Below are 18,270 nucleotides of genomic sequence, written 5' to 3' on the forward strand. Positions count from 1 at the left end.
TGATACTGGGGAAATCCTAGTATCATTGCCATTCACATAACCCTATTTTAACAGCGAATTAAGATCACAAAGCTCCGACCTTAAAAATGAATTTGATTCTGAATTAACTTACCCAGCTCATTAAAACAAGGGCGACGCACCGAGTGCATGCGATACATCAAGCTAATGGTCCGTCCTGGTTGCGGCTCAACAAAGCGCTTATAACACAATTCATGATGATCATTCTGCGCTTGAGGAACAGCCAATTCAGGCAACAATGTAATCCCGCAATCCGCAGCCACCATATGCCGTAACGTTTCAAGGCTAGTGGCTTTAAAACTGGTATCTTCTTTAGCACCCGCCGCAAAACAATATCCCATCGCCTGTTCTCTTAGGCAGTGACCATCCTCTAACATCAGAACTCGATGCCCTTTTAAGTCATCAATGGCAACCCGCTCTCGATCCCGCCATTGATGCGATTTAGGCAAAGCCAGTAATAGAGGTTCCCGATATAAATCAATGCGCCCAAAACGCTCCATATCCGGTAACAAAGCTAACACTAAGCAATCCAACTCGCCTTCATCTAATTTTTTAAGCAGCTCGCTGGTTTGCTCTTCATATAAAAACAACTCCAGATCAGGAAACTGCTCCCGGATCTGCGGCACGATTTTAGGTAATACATAAGGCGCCACCGTTGGAATAAGCCCCATATGTAATGGACCAGAAAGCGGTGCTTGATAGTTTTTAGCGATATCTTTCAGCCCTTTTACTTCCATCAAAATTTGTCGGGCCTTCGCTGCGATATCTTCACCCGCATGGGTAAAAATAACCTTCCGAGACGTCCGCTCAATTAAGAGCAATCCCAGTTCTTCTTCTAATTTAGATATCTGGCCACTCAACGTAGGTTGACTGACAAAACATTTTTCCGCCGCCTTACGGAAGTGCTTCACTTCCTGTAAGGCGATCAAATATTCAAGGTCTCGCAGATTCATAGCTTATCCTAACGGGTCAGGCCGAAAAAGCGCGGCTTCATCGCTGTTTGTGCCTCATTATGCAATAGATTGATAGATATAAACAATTAAAAACAATCTATCTTATGGCTTTTATCACATCCTTAAATCGGATAGGATAATGTTATGTTATAACGTTCTGATAAGGAAAATTAATGTTTATTCGTCCCCTATGGATCATCCTCACCGTCACCCTGACCTTACTATTCAGCCCGTGGTCGGTTGCGAAAACCATTCATATTGTCGCTGCCGAAAATTTTTACGCTGATATAGCTGAACAAATTGGTGGCCAACAAGTCGATGTATCCAGTATTTTGTCAAATCCAGAGCAAAATCCTCACCTTTTTGAAGTGAGCCCCAAAGTAGCCAAATCATTGGCCCAAGCGGATCTCGCCATCTACAGCGGCATTGGCTATGACGATTGGATGCCGAAACTACTGTCGAACTACACACAACTTAAAACGATCCAAGTTGCCGCCCTTGCGGCCCGCCAAAATGGGGACAATCCTCACATCTGGTACAACCCGTATACGATGCTCACTTTGGGCTATGCCCTCAAAGAGCAGCTGAGCCAACTCGCTCCAAAACATCAGCAGGAATTTGAGCACAACTGGCAACAATTCAGTCAGTCGATGCACACGTTGTTCACTCAGATCGATACTATCAGAGCCCAATATGCCGGTACCCCCGTCACTGCGACGGAACCCGTCTTTGGCTATATGTTTAATTTGCTCGGCTTTAAAGATTTAAACCAAGCCTTTCAAACGGCCGTCATGAACGATACCGATCCATCGATTAGCCAACAAAAACAGTTCGAAAACTCCTTAAGTGACCATAAGGTGGCATTTTTACTCTATAACAACCAAGTTTCAGAGCCTGCGACTGAACAGCTCAAAAAGTTAGCCCAAACCCATCACGTTGCAATTGTGGGTGCCACCGAAACCATGCCGGAGAACATTCATTATCAGCATTGGATCCATAACGAACTCAACGCCATTGCGAAGGTATTAAAATAAACCGCCATGGATACTGCCGTTGAAATAAATCGGCTCAGGGTTAACCTGGGCCGTCGAAAATTGTTTGAGAGTGAGCAAATTCAAATCCAACAAGGTGCATTTGTCGGTTTGCTGGGAAGCAATGGGGCCGGGAAAACAACGCTGCTACGCACACTCCTCGGTTTGCAAAAAGCACACTATCAAACGCTAAATGTACTGGGAACCACCTGCCATCGCGGCCATCCATTCGTCAGTTATCTGCCTCAGCTGAAAGCCCAAAGCTCCCGGCTGAGCATTGCAGCCATTGATCTGATGCATAGCTGGCGTCCACGGCGTGTTAGCCGTGACGACTGGCAACAACGGATCGACTGGGTTCTGTCGCAAGTCTCAGGTTTGGATCTTGCCAGAAGACCTTTAGATAAACTCTCTGGGGGCGAATATCAGCGATTAATGCTCGCTCAGGCACTGCTGAACTATCCTAAATTATTACTCTTAGATGAGCCTCTGGTGGGCCTTGATCCAAACCATCAATATAAATTAGTGCGGTTGATTCATGAGATAAAAACAAAACTCAATATGACCATCATCTGTTGTACTCATGAATTAAACCCGTTCATTAATCATTTTGATTCGCTTCTGCTCATCCACCAGCAAACACTCACTCATGGCTCCATTCAGGCTTTATTAACCAGTCAGATCCTAAGCGAGCTCTATCACTGCCACTTAGATATCATCGGCCATCGTCACCATCAACTATTCATTGCCCATTCGGACGCCGACCTTTATGTTTGATTATCAATTTATGCGCAATGCTTGGCTGGCAACCACATTGATCGCTATTTTAGCGGGCCCTATCGGCTATTTTTTAGTCCTTCGGGGCCAAAGCTTCGCCGGTCATGCGCTTGCCCATTTTGGTTTTACCGGTGCCAGCGCTTCTCTCTTTTTCGGGGTGACCCCATTCACCGGTGCCCTCATGGTGACCGTTCTGGGTGGTATCGGCATTGGCTGGCTCGGGAATAAACTAGAAAACAGAGATGTGATTATCGGCATGCTCCTGACTCTTTCTCTTGGACTGGGACTATTAGCGCTGCACTTCTATACCCAATTTGCCACGGCGGCCAATCAACTGTTATTTGGCAATGTGCTTGCTGTCAGCCACCAAACCGTGCTCCATCTGGCGATATTAGCCATCGTAGTCTATGCCGCATTTATCGGGCTCTATCGGCCATTACTGCTCATAACCTTGCAACCGGAAATTGCCCAGAGTCGGGGTTATCGGGTCACGCTTTACAGCATTTTATTCTTTATGTTATGCGCACTGGTGACCGTCGCCTGTAGCCAAATTGTCGGTGCATTACTGGTCTTTACCCTGATGATCGCTCCGGGAGCCGTCGCCTTGCAGCTAACCAGCCGACTTTATTTAGGACTGCTCTTGAGTGCCTTCAGTGCACTGCTATTTGGTTTAGGTGGCATTGTACTGGCTTATCTAAGCGATTGGCCCGTTAGTTTTACCATCACCGCGTTGAGCAGCTGCGGTTATGCCCTCTCTCGAGGTTATCAATACTATCGAGATCACCATTAATCGAGCGCTTTTGCCATCGCTATCACCCTCCCCGATAGGTCGATGTCATCGATTGAGCGGCTTATGACTTAAGAAGCGGTTCATTGGCTGACATCGACACTCCATTCACCTTTTTTTCCAACCTATATGCCCACCCTCATGATGAATATTTTTCATGAACAGGATTATATTACGTGAAAATATTGTTATTTATGTGTCATTTTAGTTATAAAAACACTCATCAAATAACCATAGACCCAATTAGAGTTCAAACACAGCTCACTCATTGATACATGACCGGGTGACATAGCATGGGCTATCAGCTGTTATCTCAACATAATGGATATCCAATCACCATGAATAACAACGTTACATTTAAAATTAAAAGTATTCATCTTGATGAAAACTATCACCCATCGAACAACACTCGAATCACCACCAACTTCGCCAATTTAGCGCGAGGGGAACATCGTCAGACGAACTTATGCAACGCGTTAAAAATGATCAATGATCGGTTTAATCAGTTAGCAACTTGGGATAATGCCAATGCGGATCGCTACTCGGTTGAGCTTGAGATTGTCTCTGTCGACATCGATTTGGGTAAAACGGGTGAAACCTTCCCATCGATTGAAGTGTTAAAAACGAGTATTGTGGATCATCATCGCAATCAACGCCTTGAGGGCATGGTTGGGAACAACTTCTCTTCTTATGTGCGTGACTATGATTTCAGCGTACTGCTGCCTGAGCATAATAAAAACCAACCTCAATTTAGTATTCCGGATAACTTTGGCCAACTGCACGGCCATATCTTTCAGTCTTTTGTGAATTCAAAGGCATATCAGGAAAACTTTGCCAAATCTCCCGTCATTTGCCTGAGTGTATCCGATAGCAAAATTTATCAGCGCACCACGAATCATCACCCGATTCTGGGTGCTGAATATCAACCCAATGAATCATCCTTAACAGAGCAGTATTTCAAAAAAATGGGCTTGCAAGTGCGCTATTTTATGCCTAAAAACAGCGTGGCTCCCTTTGCATTCTATTTCTTTGGGGATTTACTCAACGATTACACCAATCTTGAGCTGATCAGTACCATCAGCACCATGGAAACGTTCCAGAAAATCTATCGTCCTGAAATTTATAACGCCCACCACATCGCCGGTGAACGCTATCAACCGAATTTGCAGAACGCCGAACATTCCGTCACCGATATTGTGTATGACCGAGAAGAGCGCAGCCGCTTGGCGGTTGAGCAAGGTAAGTTTGCCCAGGCGCACTTCATTCAACCTTATCAATCGGTTCTTGAGCAGTGGTCTGCCCAAAACGCGTAAATATTTACCAGCAAATACAACGGATTATATGATGAACAAATTATTCCCAACTTCAACGGCGGGCAGCCTGCCGAAACCGACCTGGCTGGCGCAACCGGAAATGCTTTGGTCACCCTGGAAATTATCTGACCAAGAGCTGATTGATGGTAAACACGATGCACTGCGGGTTGCCCTGCAAGAGCAACAAAATGCAGATATTGATATTGTCAGCGATGGTGAACAAACCCGTCAGCACTTTGTGACCACCTTTATTGAACATCTGAACGGGGTCGACTTTGAAAACCGTCAAACCGTTAAAATTCGTGATCGTTATGAAGCCAGTGTTCCGAGTGTTATCGGCCCGGTTTCCCGGCAAAAGCCGGTGTTTGTCGATGATGCAAAATTTTTGCGCTCACAAACCAAACAGCCGATCAAATGGGCTCTGCCCGGCCCGATGACAATGGTAGATACCCTCTATGATGGTTACTACCAAAGCCGCGAAAAGCTCGCTTGGGAATTCGCTAAAATTCTCAATCAAGAAGCCAAAGAATTAGCCGCTGCTGGCGTTGATATTATTCAGTTCGATGAACCGGCTTTTAACGTATTCTTCGATGAGGTCAATGATTGGGGGATCGCCGCACTGGAAAAAGCCATCGAAGGGCTGGAATGCGAAACGGCCATTCATATCTGTTATGGATACGGTATCAAAGCCAATACCGACTGGAAGAAAACGTTAGGTTCAGAGTGGCGTCAATACGAAGAAGCGTTTCCGAAACTGCAACAATCCAATATTGATATCATCTCACTCGAATGTCACAACTCACATGTGCCGATTGAGTTACTCGAACTCATTCGGGGTAAGAAAGTCATGGTGGGCGCCATTGACGTCGCCACCGAGACCATTGAAACACCCGAAGAAGTCGCTCAAACCTTGCGTAAAGCGCTTCAATATGTAGATGCAGATAAGCTCTACCCGTGTACCAACTGTGGCATGGCACCGTTATCCCGCGACGTCGCCAGAGCCAAACTCCATGCGCTCAGTGCCGGAGTCGCGATCTTGCGAAAAGAGTTCCCGGCTTAATCATGACCTGCGAGGAGATGGAGCATTCATCTGCTCGCAGTCATATACCACGCTCGATAAATCCCCTGTTTTCGGGATCAATCTGCACTTAATCCTTTTAATCCTGCTAATAGAAACTGCTGCAAATATTGGCTTAAATGCGCAGGTGAATAGCTAAAGATACCGGACATCGGCATTTGCGGTTCGCGATTAGAAATCAACAACATCAGGCAGGGAGAAATAAATCCATAAATAGCAGGCAATAATTTAGGTGAATCCACATCCAATCCGGTTACCTGACTAATGAGCTGCCGTAAGTAATCAAATTTCGGCAAGATATTCCCGGCCATTAGTTCTGGAAAACACTCCGAAGGTGCTGCGATTTCACGGGCCCAAATCCGCAGCTGCCAACTCTTGGCATCCATAATGGCTGGGATCAACTGCCGAATAAAAGCCTGCAATTTCTGTTCAGCATTAAGCTGAGTATTATGTAGCAGCGATTCCATATCATCCATTTTGATCAATGATTCATGAACCTCACTCAAAATAGCTTCATACAACCCTTTCCGACTTCCAAAATGATAATTGACCGCTGCCTGATTCACATGACTCCGATGGCAAATGGCTTTGCTGGTCGTTCCATGATAACCATGCTGAGCAAACAATTCGCCAGCGGCTTCGATGATTCGTTCTCGGGTTTTATCGCCATCACCACGGCGTTTACGCAGAGCAGCTTTCTGGCTCATCATCACTCCTTTAATAACTAACAACTGATTTTTTAATCATTACTACTTTAAATTAAAATTTGAATTTTATATAGTATCAACAATTCTAAATCCTTGCTCATCACGCTCATAGATATAGATGATCCAAATGGCAATATCTTAGATAATGCCGCATGACTCAAAATGGTCATAGCAACGATGATTAAACTTACCGTTCAGGGTCATACAACCTGAGAGCAGATGAAGAGAATAATGATGAAAATACAATCTCCGCCACCTCCACAGACAAACAGCACGATGACGGGATTGCTGGCTTTTATAACCCGGCTTCATTTTTATGTGGGGTTGTTCGTTGGCCCATTTATTTTTATGGCCGCGGTGAGCGGTACATTGTATGCGCTGACCCCCAAAATAGAACAACATCTGTATCAGCATGAGCTGACCACCCCCAATCGGGGTGTATTTCACTCTCTGGCAGAACAAATTCAGGCGGCACGAGATAGTTTGCCCCACCCTTTACAGCTCAAGGCGGTCCGCCCTTCCATTGGAGAGGGATATACCACTCGGGTGATGTTTCGAGATCCCAGCCTATATGGCTATGAGTCTCAAACCGTATTTGTCGATCCTGTGACACTGGAAGTGCGCGGCAAACTCGCCAGCTATGGAACCAGTGGGATTTTACCTTTACGGATCAAGATCGATTATCTACATCAAAATCTGTTACTGGGAAGTTGGGGACGCTATTACAGTGAACTAGCTGCGTCATGGCTCTGGATCGCGGCTGCGGGGGGCTTCGTGTTGTGGTGGAGCTCGCGGCGGCGTTATCAGCGAAGCAACCGCCGAAATGATTATATTCGGAACCGTCGCCGTCATACTCAAGCTGGGTTGGTGATTATTTTGGGGCTCTTTTTTATCTCCGCGACAGGTTTAACCTGGTCTAAATGGGCCGGGAATAATATCGCTAAATGGCGCCAATCGATTGGCTGGGTAACGCCTTCGGTTTCACGAGATATACCGAATGTTGAATCACCGGCAGCAATCCATAACAGTAAGCTGGCTCATGTTCCGGCACAACAGCAGTATGCATCTGAGCAACAGTTGGATTCACAGTTTGATGGCGTTTTACAAGTGGCGCGAAATGCCGGGATCGACGCGGCGAAGTTGGAAATTGTCCCAACCCAAACCCCGAATAAGGCATGGCTGGTTCGAGAAATAGATCGCTCATGGCCGACTCAAGTCGACAGTGTTGCTGTTGATGCTCGGCGCATGGTGGTCACTAGCCGGGCGGATTTTGCCAACTTCCCACTGATCGCCAAATTGATCCGCTGGGGAATTGATGCCCACATGGGGGTGTTGTTCGGTCTGCCCAATCAATTAGTACTGGGAGCGTTTGGCCTGACGTTATGCATGATGATTATTTGGGGTTATCGAATGTGGTGGAAGCGCCGACCTCCGGCTGGAGCTCCGGCCCGGACGCTGCTACAAACCTGGCTGGCCATGCCCCTATTTTACCGAGGCATAACCATCATCGTCGCTATACTTTTGGGAATGGGGATGCCGGTCATGGGGATCAGTTTGCTGTTTTTTATTGTGATCGACACGGTTCGCTGGTGGCGTGCCAAGCAGATGCGTCAGAGCCGAGTGGTATCACTTTAAAGGTGAGCATTGCGGCTGTGCACATGGCAATCCATGGCGTTTCGATAATACTTGTTGATAGATATCGCGGCTGTTGAGTCGTTCAATAATCCCGATAGAAACAACGCTCGAATGCAAGCGAGATCGCGTGAATACGACGTTCCAAACCATTGGTACCCTTCGGCCGGGGGCTATCGTTTGGGAATGTCGTAGCATATACCGATAAAACGGGTCTGATTCAACAAGGCCCATGTAGGAATTGTACTGAAGAATGCCATGTGGCCCGCGCATCGCGTGCGCCACATCATTAAAAGATATTTATATGAGAGGCTTACGCCAATGCGCCGAGGAATTATTACCGGGATCATTTCTATCATCATTCTAGCCGCGGCCTGGGAAGGCTATGACTTTTACCAAAGCCATCGTCCTGAAGCACCGCTCACCTTATATGGAAATATTGATATTCGGACTGTTGACCTCAGCTTTCGGGTCGGCGGACGATTACAATCGTTGCACGTTGATGAAGGTGATCATATTCAAACGGGTCAGCTTTTAGCTCAGTTAGATCCGCAGCCTTATCAGATCGCATTGGATCAGGCGAATGCTCAAGAACACGCGGCATTAGCCAATCTGGATCTGTTACAAGCCGGATATCGCCAGGAGGAAATTGCCCAATCGAAAGAGCAGGTGAAACAGTTACAATCAGCCTACCAATATGCTCAGCGCTCCTTCCAGCGTTATACTACGCTGCGGAAACAGCAAGCAATTTCCCAAGATGAGCTGGACTCAGCTAGAGATCGCAGAGATCAGGCTCAAGCCGATTTGCTTGCCGCAGAGCAACAACTCAGCCAATATCAACGCGGGAATCGTCCACAGCAGATTGAACAAGCCCAAGCCCAATATCAAGAAGCCCAAGCCGGAACCGCACAAGCACAGCTCAATCTACAAGACACTCAGTTGACAGCGCCGGGGGATGGCACCATATTGGTCCGAGCCCATGAAGTCGGGGCGATGCTAAATAGTGGAACAACCGTCTTTACCTTAGCACTGGATCATCCACTTTGGATCAAAGCTTATGTAGATGAATCCCATTTAGGTCAGGTACAACCCGGTCAAATCATCTCATTTACAACCGATAGCCACCCCAACCATACCTATCATGGTCATGTCGGATTTATTTCGGCAACGGCAGAATTTACCCCTAAAACCGTACAAACGGAGGAACTTCGAACCTCGCTAGTCTATCGGATCCGAATTATTGTAGATGATGGAGACGCTCTTTTACGACAAGGTATGCCCGTTACTGTCCATTTAAGTGACCATCAGAACGCTCATGAGTAACTCGGATCACATCACGCTTGAAGAGCTGAGTCGTTCCTTTGAGGGCATGGATCATCCGGCTATTGCCCCCCTCAGTCTAAACATCAATGCGGGGTATGTCACCGGCCTCATCGGACCGGATGGTGCCGGTAAAACCACATTACTGCGAATGATAGCCGGACTACTCAATCCTTCATCCGGTTCGTTAAATGTGGTCGGTTATGATCCTCGAGCCCAACGTAATGAGCTTCATGAACGCTTAGGGTATATGCCACAAAAATTTGGCCTCTATACCGATCTATCGGTTCAAGAAAATCTGGATTTATACGCGGATCTGCGAGGTGTTGAACCTAGCCAGTGGCCTGCTATTCGAGACAAATTACTGCAATTTACCGATCTACAACGTTTTACTCGGCGACTGGCCGGAAATCTTTCCGGTGGCATGAAGCAAAAACTGGGACTGGCCTGTACCTTGGTGGGTCAACCTCAAGTGTTACTGCTCGATGAACCCGGCGTTGGAGTCGATCCAATCTCCCGCCGCGAACTTTGGAAAATGGTTCATGAGCTGGCCAATGACGGTATGCTGATCATCTGGAGTACCTCCTATCTGGATGAGGCCGAACAATGTCAGCAAGTGATCCTAATGAATGAAGGGATCAAAATTTATCAGGGGGCGCCGTCAGGATTAACCCAGACCATTGAAGGCCGAAGTCTGCTGCTCAGCGGTGGTCCTCATCCCCGACAGAGACTCCATCAGGTGCTCCAATGCTCATGTGTGCGAGATGCAGTTCTGCAAGGCCACCAGATCCGGATCATTCTCACGCAAACCGGTCAACAATCCCAGCTTCTTGAACAGCTCAAACTTCCGGACTCAGAGCTGCAACTGGCCCAGCCCCGCTTTGAAGATGCCTTTATCGATCAACTCGGCGGGCAAAACCAGCGACACTCGGCTCTGGCGGACATTTTGCCGCAAATTCCTAACGATGAGGCCCCGGCAATTGAAGCGATTGATTTAACCCGCCGTTTTGGTGATTTCGTTGCGACCGATCACGTTAACTTTTCGGTCAAACGTGGTGAAATATTTGGGCTGCTGGGCCCTAACGGCGCCGGCAAATCAACAACTTTCCGGATGATGTGCGGTCTACTCCCCGTCTCTTCCGGGCAAGCTAACGTCTTAGGGCTCAGCCTGAAAAAAAGCCCCGGAAAAGTTCGAGCCCGACTCGGCTATATGGCTCAGAAATTCTCGCTCTACGGAAATCTAACCGTCGCTCAGAACCTGCAATTTTTCTCGGGTGCATATGGATTAAAAGGCAAATTACAGCAGCAGCGTATCGCCGAAATGATCGACACTTTTCAGTTTCACGATATTTTGCAGCAAAATCCGGACGCACTACCGTTGGGATATAAACAACGGTTGGCACTGGCCTGTGCGCTGATGCATCAGCCTGACATTCTCTTTTTAGATGAACCCACTTCCGGAGTCGATCCCCTGACGCGTCGTGAATTCTGGCTGCATATTAATGGGATGGTCGAAAAAGGCGTGACGGTAATGGTCACCACCCATTTTATGGATGAAGCAGAATACTGCGATCGCATCGGACTGGTTTATCGCGGGCAACTCATCGCGCTGGATCACCCCGATGCCTTAAAAGCCAAAGTATCCCAAGATGCGATGAACTTAAGTATGGAAGAAGCATTTATCCGTTTAATCGAAATGCAACAGGAGTCATCATGAGTCATGCCGCACTCGTTTCACCGAGACGCTTGCTTGCCATGTGCAAAAAAGAAACACTCCAGATTTTAAGGGATCCGAGTAATGCACTGATTGCCATAGTGATCCCGCTGTTGTTACTCTTTATCTTTGGTTACGGCATTAATCTGGATTCCGGGCGGATCCATATCGGCGTGGTGCTAAATCGGCAGGATCCGGCGGCTCAGAACTTTTTACAAACGTTGAAAAATACGCCTTATCTGGACGTTCAGCAGTCGGATCATCGCCAACCGTTTATTGAACAAATGCAGCAAGGACGTTTACGCGCGATTGTCATCCTGCAAAATGATTTCGATGCTCAAGTCCAGAAAGGCCAAACGCCTCCCATTCAACTTATCACCGACGGCAGTGAGCCCAATACGGCCCGCTTTGCTCAGCAGTATATCGAAGGCGCCTGGCAAATCTGGCTCACGCAACAAGCCACAGCTCGCGGGCAATCGATCCAACAACTCATTGATACCGAGCAACGCGTCTGGTTTAACCCGGCGGCGATTAGCCGACATTTTATTATTCCCGGAGCCATTAGCATTATTATGACGGTTATCGGCACCATTCTGACCTCATTGGTGATTGCCCGAGAATGGGAAAACGGCACCATGGAAGCACTGCTCTCAACTCGGCTGACGCGTTGCGAATTACTGTTGTCGAAACTACTCCCCTACTATTTGATGGGGCTGCTCGGGATGGGGATCTGTGTGGTTGTGGCCAAAGGGTTACTGGATGTCCCCCTTCGGGGATCGATACTGGTACTGCTGCTGACCACCCTGCTGTTTTTAACCTGCAGCATGGGCATAGGCCTGTTAATTTCAACCTTAACCAAAAACCAATTTAATGCCGCAATGATCGCGCTCAATGCCGCTTTCTTACCGGCGGTGATGCTATCCGGATTTGTCTTCGAAATTGATAGCATGCCTTATCTAGTACAGCTGGCCAGCTATATTGTCCCGGCTCGCTATTTTGTCAGTATTCTTAAAACCCTCTTTTTAGCCGGTAATATTGAGATTGTGATCTGGGTGAATAGCCTGTACCTGCTGGCTGCCGCAATCATCTTCCTCGGACTGACTTTTTTCAAAACCTCCACTCGGCTGGAGCTACGCTGATGTTTTATCGATTACTCACGCTCATTCGTAAAGAATTACAGTCGTTATTACGCGAACGCCAAACCCGCAATATTCTCATTTTACCGGTGATTTTACAGGTGTTAGTCTTTCCATTTGCCGCGACACTGGATGTCACCGATGTTCAGGTGGCCATTTTCAACCAAGATAGCGGACAAGCATCCAACTTACTCATCCAACGAATTGCACATGCCAATACTGTGAAACAAGTCATTCCGGTTTACAGTGAGCAGCAACTGCAGCAACTTTTCAACCAACAACACGTGTTAGTCGCGGTTCGTATTCCGGATCAGTTCTCTGCCAATATTGCCGCGCGTCGTCCCACAACCGTACAGCTACTTTTGGATGGTCGTAACTCCAATAGTTCACAAATTGCGGCAAGCTATCTGCAACAACTCATCGAACAATTCAGCGCGTCCATTACCGGCACGAGTGCCGCAGATTCATTAGTACTACGCAACTGGTACAATCCAAACCTCAATTATAAATGGTTTATTGTCCCCTCGCTTATCGCCTTGATTACCACCATTGGGATCATGATTGTCACATCCCTATCAGTCGCCCGGGAACGGGAACAAGGCACGCTCGAACAATTACTGGTTTCGCCTCTGAGCACAGCTGAAATCTTTTTAGGTAAAGCAATTCCGGCCATTATCGTTGCCCTTATTCAGGCTTCCATCGTTTTTGCTGCAGCCGTATTTCTCTACCGGATCCCATTTGCCGGCTCGTTGCTGGTGTTTTATGGGGCTATGATCCTGTACGGGATGTCCTTAATCGGCATCGGCCTGCTTATCTCAGCGTTTTGCTATACTCAGCAACAAGCGTTTATCGGCGTATTTGTCTTTATGATGCCCGCCATTCTGCTTTCAGGATATGTCGCTCCGGTCGAAAACATGCCGATTTGGCTACAACGTCTGGTGTGGATTAATCCTGTTTTACATTTCACTGAGATTACCGAACAGGTCTATTTAAAAGGAGGGGGATTAGCGGTCATCGGTGATCACCTCATCGCGCTGGTCCTGATTACCATCGTCGCCACTGCGATCGCCTATACCATCTTTAAGCGTAAAGTGGCGTGATTTAAACGGCCTACCCACAGACGGTTTGATTCATCCTTTTTTTGCGGTTTTATCGCATTCCCGGATCAAATCACGGATTATTCTCGAATATGACATCATTTTGTTATAATAGTTAAAGAGGCTAAGACAAGTTCAAGCCTTATAAACACGCTGGATACTACCCAGACCAAGCTGTTTTGCCGGAAAAAGAGCAAGTTATTGACCGACTTGCCTGTGAAGAGATAAAAAATTTACAAGTTTATTGCTTTTACGAAAAAAACGGCGAGAAATACAGCAAAAAAACAGGTAGAATACCGCGAAATTTGTGTCTCCAACTGAGTATTGATATGAAAGACCTTTCAAAATACAGAAACATTGGTATTTTTGCCCATGTTGATGCGGGTAAAACGACCACAACTGAACGTATCCTGAAACTGACTGGGAAAATCCATAAAACCGGTGAAGTACATGACGGTGCGGCAACTACAGACTTTATGGAACAGGAAGCAGAACGTGGGATTACTATTCAGTCTGCTGCGACCACCTGTTTCTGGAAAGATCACCGCCTGAACATCATTGATACTCCCGGACACGTTGACTTCACTGTTGAAGTATATCGTTCACTGAAAGTCCTCGATGGTGGTATCGGTGTATTCTGCGGTAGCGGTGGTGTAGAACCTCAATCCGAAACAAACTGGCGTTATGCGAACGAATCCGAAGTTGCTCGTGTGATCTTCGTGAACAAACTGGACCGTATGGGTGCAGACTTCTATCGCGTTGTTAAACAGATCAAAAACGTTCTGAAAGCAAATCCATTGGTGATGACACTGCCAATTGGCCGTGAAGAAGATTTCGTCGGTGTAGTCGATGTATTGACTCAAAAAGCTTACATCTGGGACGAATCAGGACAACCAGAAAACTACGATATCGTTGATATTCCAGCAGATATGGTCGATGACGCACAGGCTTACCGTGAAGAGCTGATCGAAACCGCTCTGGAAGTCGATGAAGATCTGATGATGGCTTATCTGGAAGATGGTATCGAACCAGAATTGTCTGAAATCAAACGTTGTATCCGTGAAGGAACGCGTACGTTGCAGTTCTTCCCAACTTACTGCGGTAGTGCATTCAAAAACAAAGGGGTTCAGCTGGTATTGGATGGGGTTGTTGATTATCTACCTGCACCAACTGAAGTTGAGCCACAAGATTTGACTGACGAAGAAACCGGTGAACCAACAGGGGAAAAAGCAATTGTTTCTGCTGAAGAACCCCTGCGTGCGTTGGCATTCAAAATCATGGATGACCGTTTCGGCGCATTGACCTTTATCCGCATCTATTCAGGTGTGATGAAAAAAGGTGATACCATCCTGAACGCAGCGACTGGTAAAACTGAACGTATCGGCCGTATGGTTGAAATGAACGCGAATGACCGTACCGAACTGACAGATGCTCAAGCCGGTGACATCATTGCCGTTGTGGGTATGAAAAACGTTCAAACTGGTCACACCCTGTGTGATCCGAAACACCCATGTACTCTGGAACCGATGATTTTCCCAGAACCAGTGATTTCGATTGCTGTTGCCCCTAAAGATAAAGGCTCTGTTGAAAAAATGGGGATTGCTATCGGTAAAATGGTGGCTGAAGATCCATCATTCCAGGTTGAAACAGATGAAGATTCCGGTGAAACCATTCTTAAAGGGATGGGTGAACTGCATCTTGACATTAAAGTCGACATTCTGAAACGGACTTATGGTGTTGAGCTGATCGTGGGTCAACCCCAAGTAGCTTACCGTGAAACCATCACCAAAGAAGTTGAAGATAGCTACACTCACAAAAAACAATCCGGTGGTTCAGGTCAGTTCGGTAAAATTGACTACCGTATCCGCCCTGGAGAAGTGGGCTCAGGCTTCAAATTTAAGTCAACTGTAGTCGGTGGTAACGTTCCTAAAGAGTTCTTCCCTGCCATTGAAAAAGGCTTCGCGGGCATGATGCAGCAAGGTACGCTTGCAGGTTTCCCGGTTCTGGACGTTGAAGTTGAACTGTTCGACGGTGGTTATCATGCGGTGGACTCATCTGCAGTTGCGTTCGAAATCGCAGCTCGTGGTGCGTTCCGTCAGTCGATGCCTAAAGCAGGTCCTCAGCTGATTGAACCTATCATGAAAGTGGATGTGTTCACTCCAGAAGACAACGTCGGTGATGTCATCGGTGACTTGAACCGTCGCCGTGGCATGATTAAAGATCAGGAACCAGGTGCAACCGGTGTTCGCATTAAAGCAGATGTTCCACTTTCTGAAATGTTCGGTTACATCGGTCACTTACGGACCATCACTTCTGGTCGTGGTCAGTTCTCTATGGAATTCTCTCACTACCTGCCTTGCCCTGCGCAAGTTGCGGAAAAAGTGATTGAAGAAACCAAAGCTCGTAAAGCGGCTGCTAAATAAGTCCTCCTCTACGAATGAATAAAAAAACCGCTTTATTGCGGTTTTTTTATATCCACGAATCACGCTTCTGGTCGCTTTTCAAAAACGTTTTACCTCATGATCAGCACGAAATCTAACCAATAGCGCTCATACCGCACGATCACGTTTTGATTCATAGAGCTCCAGAGGTAATCCATCCGGATCTTTAAAAAATGTAAATCGTCGCCCGGTAAATTCATCGACACGAATAGGTTCAACCGCGATCTGATAGCGTTCCAGATGAGTCATGACCACTTCTAATGACTCGACACCAAAAGCTAAATGACGTAACCCACAAGCTTCTGGACCACTCACTCTTGTGGGCGGGTTTGGAAATGAAAATAACTCGATCTGAGACCCATCAGGTAATGCTAAATCCAATTTATAAGAATCACGCTCGATACGATAATTTTCAGCAATAATTTTTAAACCTAGTATCTGGGTATAAAAATATTTAGATCGCTGATAGTCTGAACAAATCAAAGCAACATGATGGATCCCCAGTAGCATTCTATTCTCCATACTTTCTTTATTTTTCAGATGAAAAAACTATAATAATCTCTCACCTATTCAGTCCACAAATTCGGATGTGGATTTGCTCACCGGGATAGCTAGCAGGCTCATTGAGAGTCGATCAGCATAGCACTGAATTTTAAGGCCTGTCATCCCGGAATATTTCTGAGTCCAACATCAATCAGCATTTTCCGCTGGCAGAGTATTCACTACTTTAGTATTTTGATATCCGTGGGTATTTGTTCATGATTGTTAGTCTAGCCCTGCAGGCTTGTCCTCCCCGCAGTAAACATCGCTTAAAACGTTCTACCAAATTCATCGTCAAAGCTATTATTTTTCATCGATATTTTAAGCAGATGGTTCAGTATTTTGCATATGGTGAACGCAGTTTACTCCTGCGCAAGCAATCCCGTTATCTGATGAAATGCATGGTTCCTTATTTACACATAGGTCTCAGTAAACAAGCAATAATTGATCTTCTCAAAAATCATTATAATTGGCTTGAAACCACTTTTTCACCCGAAATTTGCCATCAAATCTATACCGGCGACGTGAAACTGTTTGAATTTACGCTGAATGAACAACCGTTCTATCTCAGCTTAAGTTACGAAGGAAAAGTCAGAAAAGAAGGTGAACTTGCACTTTGTATTAAAAATACTCTAGGTGAAAAATATTATACAGCAGCCGTCACATACCAGAATAAAAGCCTATATATCGGCTGTATTCAGGGAAGTCGTCACGATGATGGCTTTAGTTCAGAGTTTACCAAGGCATTTTTTGGTATCCGACCGAAGGCATTTATGGTCACTGTCATCCAACAATTGGCTCAGGCGCTATCAATTGAACATATTTATGCCGTCAAGAATGACACTCATATATACAATGCTAAACGCTATCATGGAAAAGCAGCCCGATTTAATCTGAATTACGATCAACTCTGGGAGGAATTAAATGGTCATATCCATGACCAATGGCTCTATGAACTACCCGTCATAACCGTGGAACGAGATCTAAGTGAGATCAAGCGTTCACGTCGGAAAACCTATCGACAACGCTATGAATGGTTACATGATTTTTATCACCAGCTCATCGTACAGCTCGACATGATGCGAGTCATGCCACGACCCCATCAAGATTTAAATCATCGCCAACCATCGTAGATCAAACAACCATCACAACCTAGGGTGGTGGTTTAAGGATGACAACAAAAAGGCTGCCTAAGGCAGCCTTTTTAGCGTAATCGTCTCTCTATTCTCGATTATTCAAGAATTTTTGAAACCACGCCTGCACCTACTGTACGTCCGCCTTCACGAATCGCAAAACGCAGACCTTCGTCCATCGCGATTGGGCAAATCAGGTCAACTTCAAATTTCACGTTGTCACCTGGCATGACCATTTCTACGCCTTCTGGCAGCTGTACCGCACCTGTTACGTCTGTTGTACGGAAGTAGAACTGCGGACGGTAACCTTTGAAGAATGGGGTATGACGTCCACCTTCTTCTTTGCTCAGTACGTAAACTTCAGCTTCGAATTTAGTATGTGGAGTAATTGTCCCTGGTTTTGCCAGTACTTGACCACGTTCCACTTCATCTCGTTTTGTACCACGCAGCAGTGCACCAATGTTTTCACCTGCACGGCCTTCGTCCAGCAGTTTGCGGAACATTTCTACGCCTGTACACGTGGTTTTGATGGTGTCGTGAATACCCACGATTTCAACTTCTTCACCCACTTTCACAATACCGCGTTCTACACGACC

At 46.4% G+C, this 18,270-nt stretch carries 16 protein-coding genes; 12 read left to right on the plus strand and 4 right to left on the minus strand.

Annotation, left to right across the window (positions count from 1 at the left end; genetic code table 11):
• Window positions 1-80: 80 nt before the first annotated feature.
• Entirely contained in the window at window positions 81-971 is an 891-nt protein-coding gene (gene oxyR, locus ABUE20_RS06450) for a DNA-binding transcriptional regulator OxyR (protein ID WP_408619042.1), read from the minus strand.
• A gap of 173 nt (window positions 972-1,144) precedes the next feature.
• Here oxyR and ABUE20_RS06455 point away from each other — a divergent pair, with 173 nt between their 5' ends.
• From ABUE20_RS06455 to ABUE20_RS06475, 5 genes are all read left to right on the plus strand, one after another.
• On the plus strand, window positions 1,145-2,005 hold the full coding sequence (locus ABUE20_RS06455) for a metal ABC transporter solute-binding protein, Zn/Mn family (RefSeq protein ID WP_408619044.1): 861 nt from the start codon (window positions 1,145-1,147) through the stop codon (window positions 2,003-2,005).
• A gap of 6 nt (window positions 2,006-2,011) precedes the next feature.
• Window positions 2,012-2,776 (plus strand): ATP-binding cassette domain-containing protein, encoded by a 765-nt coding sequence (locus ABUE20_RS06460; RefSeq protein WP_408619045.1) that lies wholly within the window; start codon window positions 2,012-2,014, stop codon window positions 2,774-2,776.
• Complete coding sequence (locus ABUE20_RS06465) at window positions 2,769-3,566, plus strand: metal ABC transporter permease (RefSeq protein ID WP_408619046.1); 798 nt, start codon at window positions 2,769-2,771, stop codon at window positions 3,564-3,566. Before ABUE20_RS06460 ends, ABUE20_RS06465 begins: the two co-directional genes overlap by 8 nt.
• Before the next feature lie 335 nt (window positions 3,567-3,901).
• Complete coding sequence (locus ABUE20_RS06470; RefSeq protein WP_408619047.1) at window positions 3,902-4,876, plus strand: DUF1852 domain-containing protein; 975 nt, start codon at window positions 3,902-3,904, stop codon at window positions 4,874-4,876.
• 31 nt (window positions 4,877-4,907) lie between these two features.
• The gene (locus ABUE20_RS06475; protein WP_408619067.1) at window positions 4,908-5,936 is read left to right on the plus strand and encodes a methionine synthase; all 1,029 of its coding nucleotides are present in this window, start codon (window positions 4,908-4,910) and stop codon (window positions 5,934-5,936) included.
• Between the two features lie 77 nt (window positions 5,937-6,013).
• Here ABUE20_RS06475 and ABUE20_RS06480 read toward each other — a convergent pair whose 3' ends face one another.
• A complete protein-coding gene (locus ABUE20_RS06480) occupies window positions 6,014-6,661 on the minus strand; it encodes a TetR/AcrR family transcriptional regulator (protein WP_408619048.1) in 648 nt (215 codons plus the stop codon).
• Between the two features lie 231 nt (window positions 6,662-6,892).
• Here ABUE20_RS06480 and ABUE20_RS06485 point away from each other — a divergent pair, with 231 nt between their 5' ends.
• From ABUE20_RS06485 to fusA, 6 genes are all read left to right on the plus strand, one after another.
• Window positions 6,893-8,296: a PepSY-associated TM helix domain-containing protein gene (locus ABUE20_RS06485; RefSeq protein WP_408619049.1), complete on the plus strand. Its 1,404-nt coding sequence runs from the start codon at window positions 6,893-6,895 to the stop codon at window positions 8,294-8,296.
• 318 nt (window positions 8,297-8,614) lie between these two features.
• Window positions 8,615-9,616: a secretion protein HlyD gene (gene hlyD, locus ABUE20_RS06490; RefSeq protein WP_408619050.1), complete on the plus strand. Its 1,002-nt coding sequence runs from the start codon at window positions 8,615-8,617 to the stop codon at window positions 9,614-9,616.
• Window positions 9,609-11,330, plus strand: coding sequence for an ATP-binding cassette domain-containing protein (locus ABUE20_RS06495; protein ID WP_408619051.1), 1,722 nt, complete (start codon window positions 9,609-9,611; stop codon window positions 11,328-11,330). Before hlyD ends, ABUE20_RS06495 begins: the two co-directional genes overlap by 8 nt.
• On the plus strand, window positions 11,327-12,466 hold the full coding sequence (locus ABUE20_RS06500; protein ID WP_408619052.1) for an ABC transporter permease: 1,140 nt from the start codon (window positions 11,327-11,329) through the stop codon (window positions 12,464-12,466). The genes ABUE20_RS06495 and ABUE20_RS06500 overlap by 4 nt, the downstream gene beginning before the upstream one ends.
• Window positions 12,466-13,563, plus strand: coding sequence for an ABC transporter permease (locus tag ABUE20_RS06505; protein ID WP_408619053.1), 1,098 nt, complete (start codon window positions 12,466-12,468; stop codon window positions 13,561-13,563). Before ABUE20_RS06500 ends, ABUE20_RS06505 begins: the two co-directional genes overlap by 1 nt.
• 326 nt (window positions 13,564-13,889) lie before the next feature.
• On the plus strand, window positions 13,890-15,983 hold the full coding sequence (fusA, locus tag ABUE20_RS06510; protein ID WP_408619054.1) for an elongation factor G: 2,094 nt from the start codon (window positions 13,890-13,892) through the stop codon (window positions 15,981-15,983).
• Between the two features lie 126 nt (window positions 15,984-16,109).
• Here the strand turns inward: fusA and gloA2 are convergent, their stop codons facing one another.
• Entirely contained in the window at window positions 16,110-16,511 is a 402-nt protein-coding gene (gene gloA2, locus ABUE20_RS06515) for an SMU1112c/YaeR family gloxylase I-like metalloprotein (protein WP_408619068.1), read from the minus strand.
• Window positions 16,512-16,759: 248 nt separating this feature from the next.
• Here gloA2 and ABUE20_RS06520 point away from each other — a divergent pair, with 248 nt between their 5' ends.
• Window positions 16,760-17,674, plus strand: a complete 915-nt coding sequence (locus tag ABUE20_RS06520; RefSeq protein WP_408619055.1) for a VirK/YbjX family protein — start codon at window positions 16,760-16,762, stop codon at window positions 17,672-17,674.
• A gap of 98 nt (window positions 17,675-17,772) precedes the next feature.
• On the opposite strand, the gene ABUE20_RS06525 is transcribed toward ABUE20_RS06520, so the two are convergent.
• Window positions 17,773-18,270, minus strand: a 498-nt coding sequence (locus tag ABUE20_RS06525) for an EF-Tu C-terminal domain-related protein (protein ID WP_408619056.1), incomplete at its 5' end; no start/stop codon positions are given.

The sequence above is a fragment of the Celerinatantimonas marina genome, assembly GCF_046054165.1.
Lineage (GTDB): Bacteria > Pseudomonadota > Gammaproteobacteria > Enterobacterales > Celerinatantimonadaceae > Celerinatantimonas.

Excerpts from the sequence above, each read along its gene's own strand:
- ABUE20_RS06475 (WP_408619067.1), top strand. The coding sequence starts at position 4,908 with ATGAACAAATTATTCCCAACTTCAACGGCGGGCAGCCTGCCGAAACCG.
- ABUE20_RS06480 (WP_408619048.1), bottom strand. The coding sequence starts at position 6,661 with ATGAGCCAGAAAGCTGCTCTGCGTAAACGCCGTGGTGATGGCGATAAA.
- gloA2 (WP_408619068.1), bottom strand. The coding sequence starts at position 16,511 with ATGCTACTGGGGATCCATCATGTTGCTTTGATTTGTTCAGACTATCAG.
- ABUE20_RS06505 (WP_408619053.1), top strand. The coding sequence starts at position 12,466 with ATGTTTTATCGATTACTCACGCTCATTCGTAAAGAATTACAGTCGTTA.
- oxyR (WP_408619042.1), bottom strand. The coding sequence starts at position 971 with ATGAATCTGCGAGACCTTGAATATTTGATCGCCTTACAGGAAGTGAAG.
- ABUE20_RS06485 (WP_408619049.1), top strand. The coding sequence starts at position 6,893 with ATGATGAAAATACAATCTCCGCCACCTCCACAGACAAACAGCACGATG.
- ABUE20_RS06465 (WP_408619046.1), top strand. The coding sequence starts at position 2,769 with ATGTTTGATTATCAATTTATGCGCAATGCTTGGCTGGCAACCACATTG.
- ABUE20_RS06460 (WP_408619045.1), top strand. The coding sequence starts at position 2,012 with ATGGATACTGCCGTTGAAATAAATCGGCTCAGGGTTAACCTGGGCCGT.
- ABUE20_RS06520 (WP_408619055.1), top strand. The coding sequence starts at position 16,760 with ATGATTGTTAGTCTAGCCCTGCAGGCTTGTCCTCCCCGCAGTAAACAT.
- ABUE20_RS06455 (WP_408619044.1), top strand. The coding sequence starts at position 1,145 with ATGTTTATTCGTCCCCTATGGATCATCCTCACCGTCACCCTGACCTTA.
- hlyD (WP_408619050.1), top strand. The coding sequence starts at position 8,615 with ATGCGCCGAGGAATTATTACCGGGATCATTTCTATCATCATTCTAGCC.
- ABUE20_RS06495 (WP_408619051.1), top strand. The coding sequence starts at position 9,609 with ATGAGTAACTCGGATCACATCACGCTTGAAGAGCTGAGTCGTTCCTTT.
- ABUE20_RS06470 (WP_408619047.1), top strand. The coding sequence starts at position 3,902 with ATGAATAACAACGTTACATTTAAAATTAAAAGTATTCATCTTGATGAA.
- fusA (WP_408619054.1), top strand. The coding sequence starts at position 13,890 with ATGAAAGACCTTTCAAAATACAGAAACATTGGTATTTTTGCCCATGTT.
- ABUE20_RS06500 (WP_408619052.1), top strand. The coding sequence starts at position 11,327 with ATGAGTCATGCCGCACTCGTTTCACCGAGACGCTTGCTTGCCATGTGC.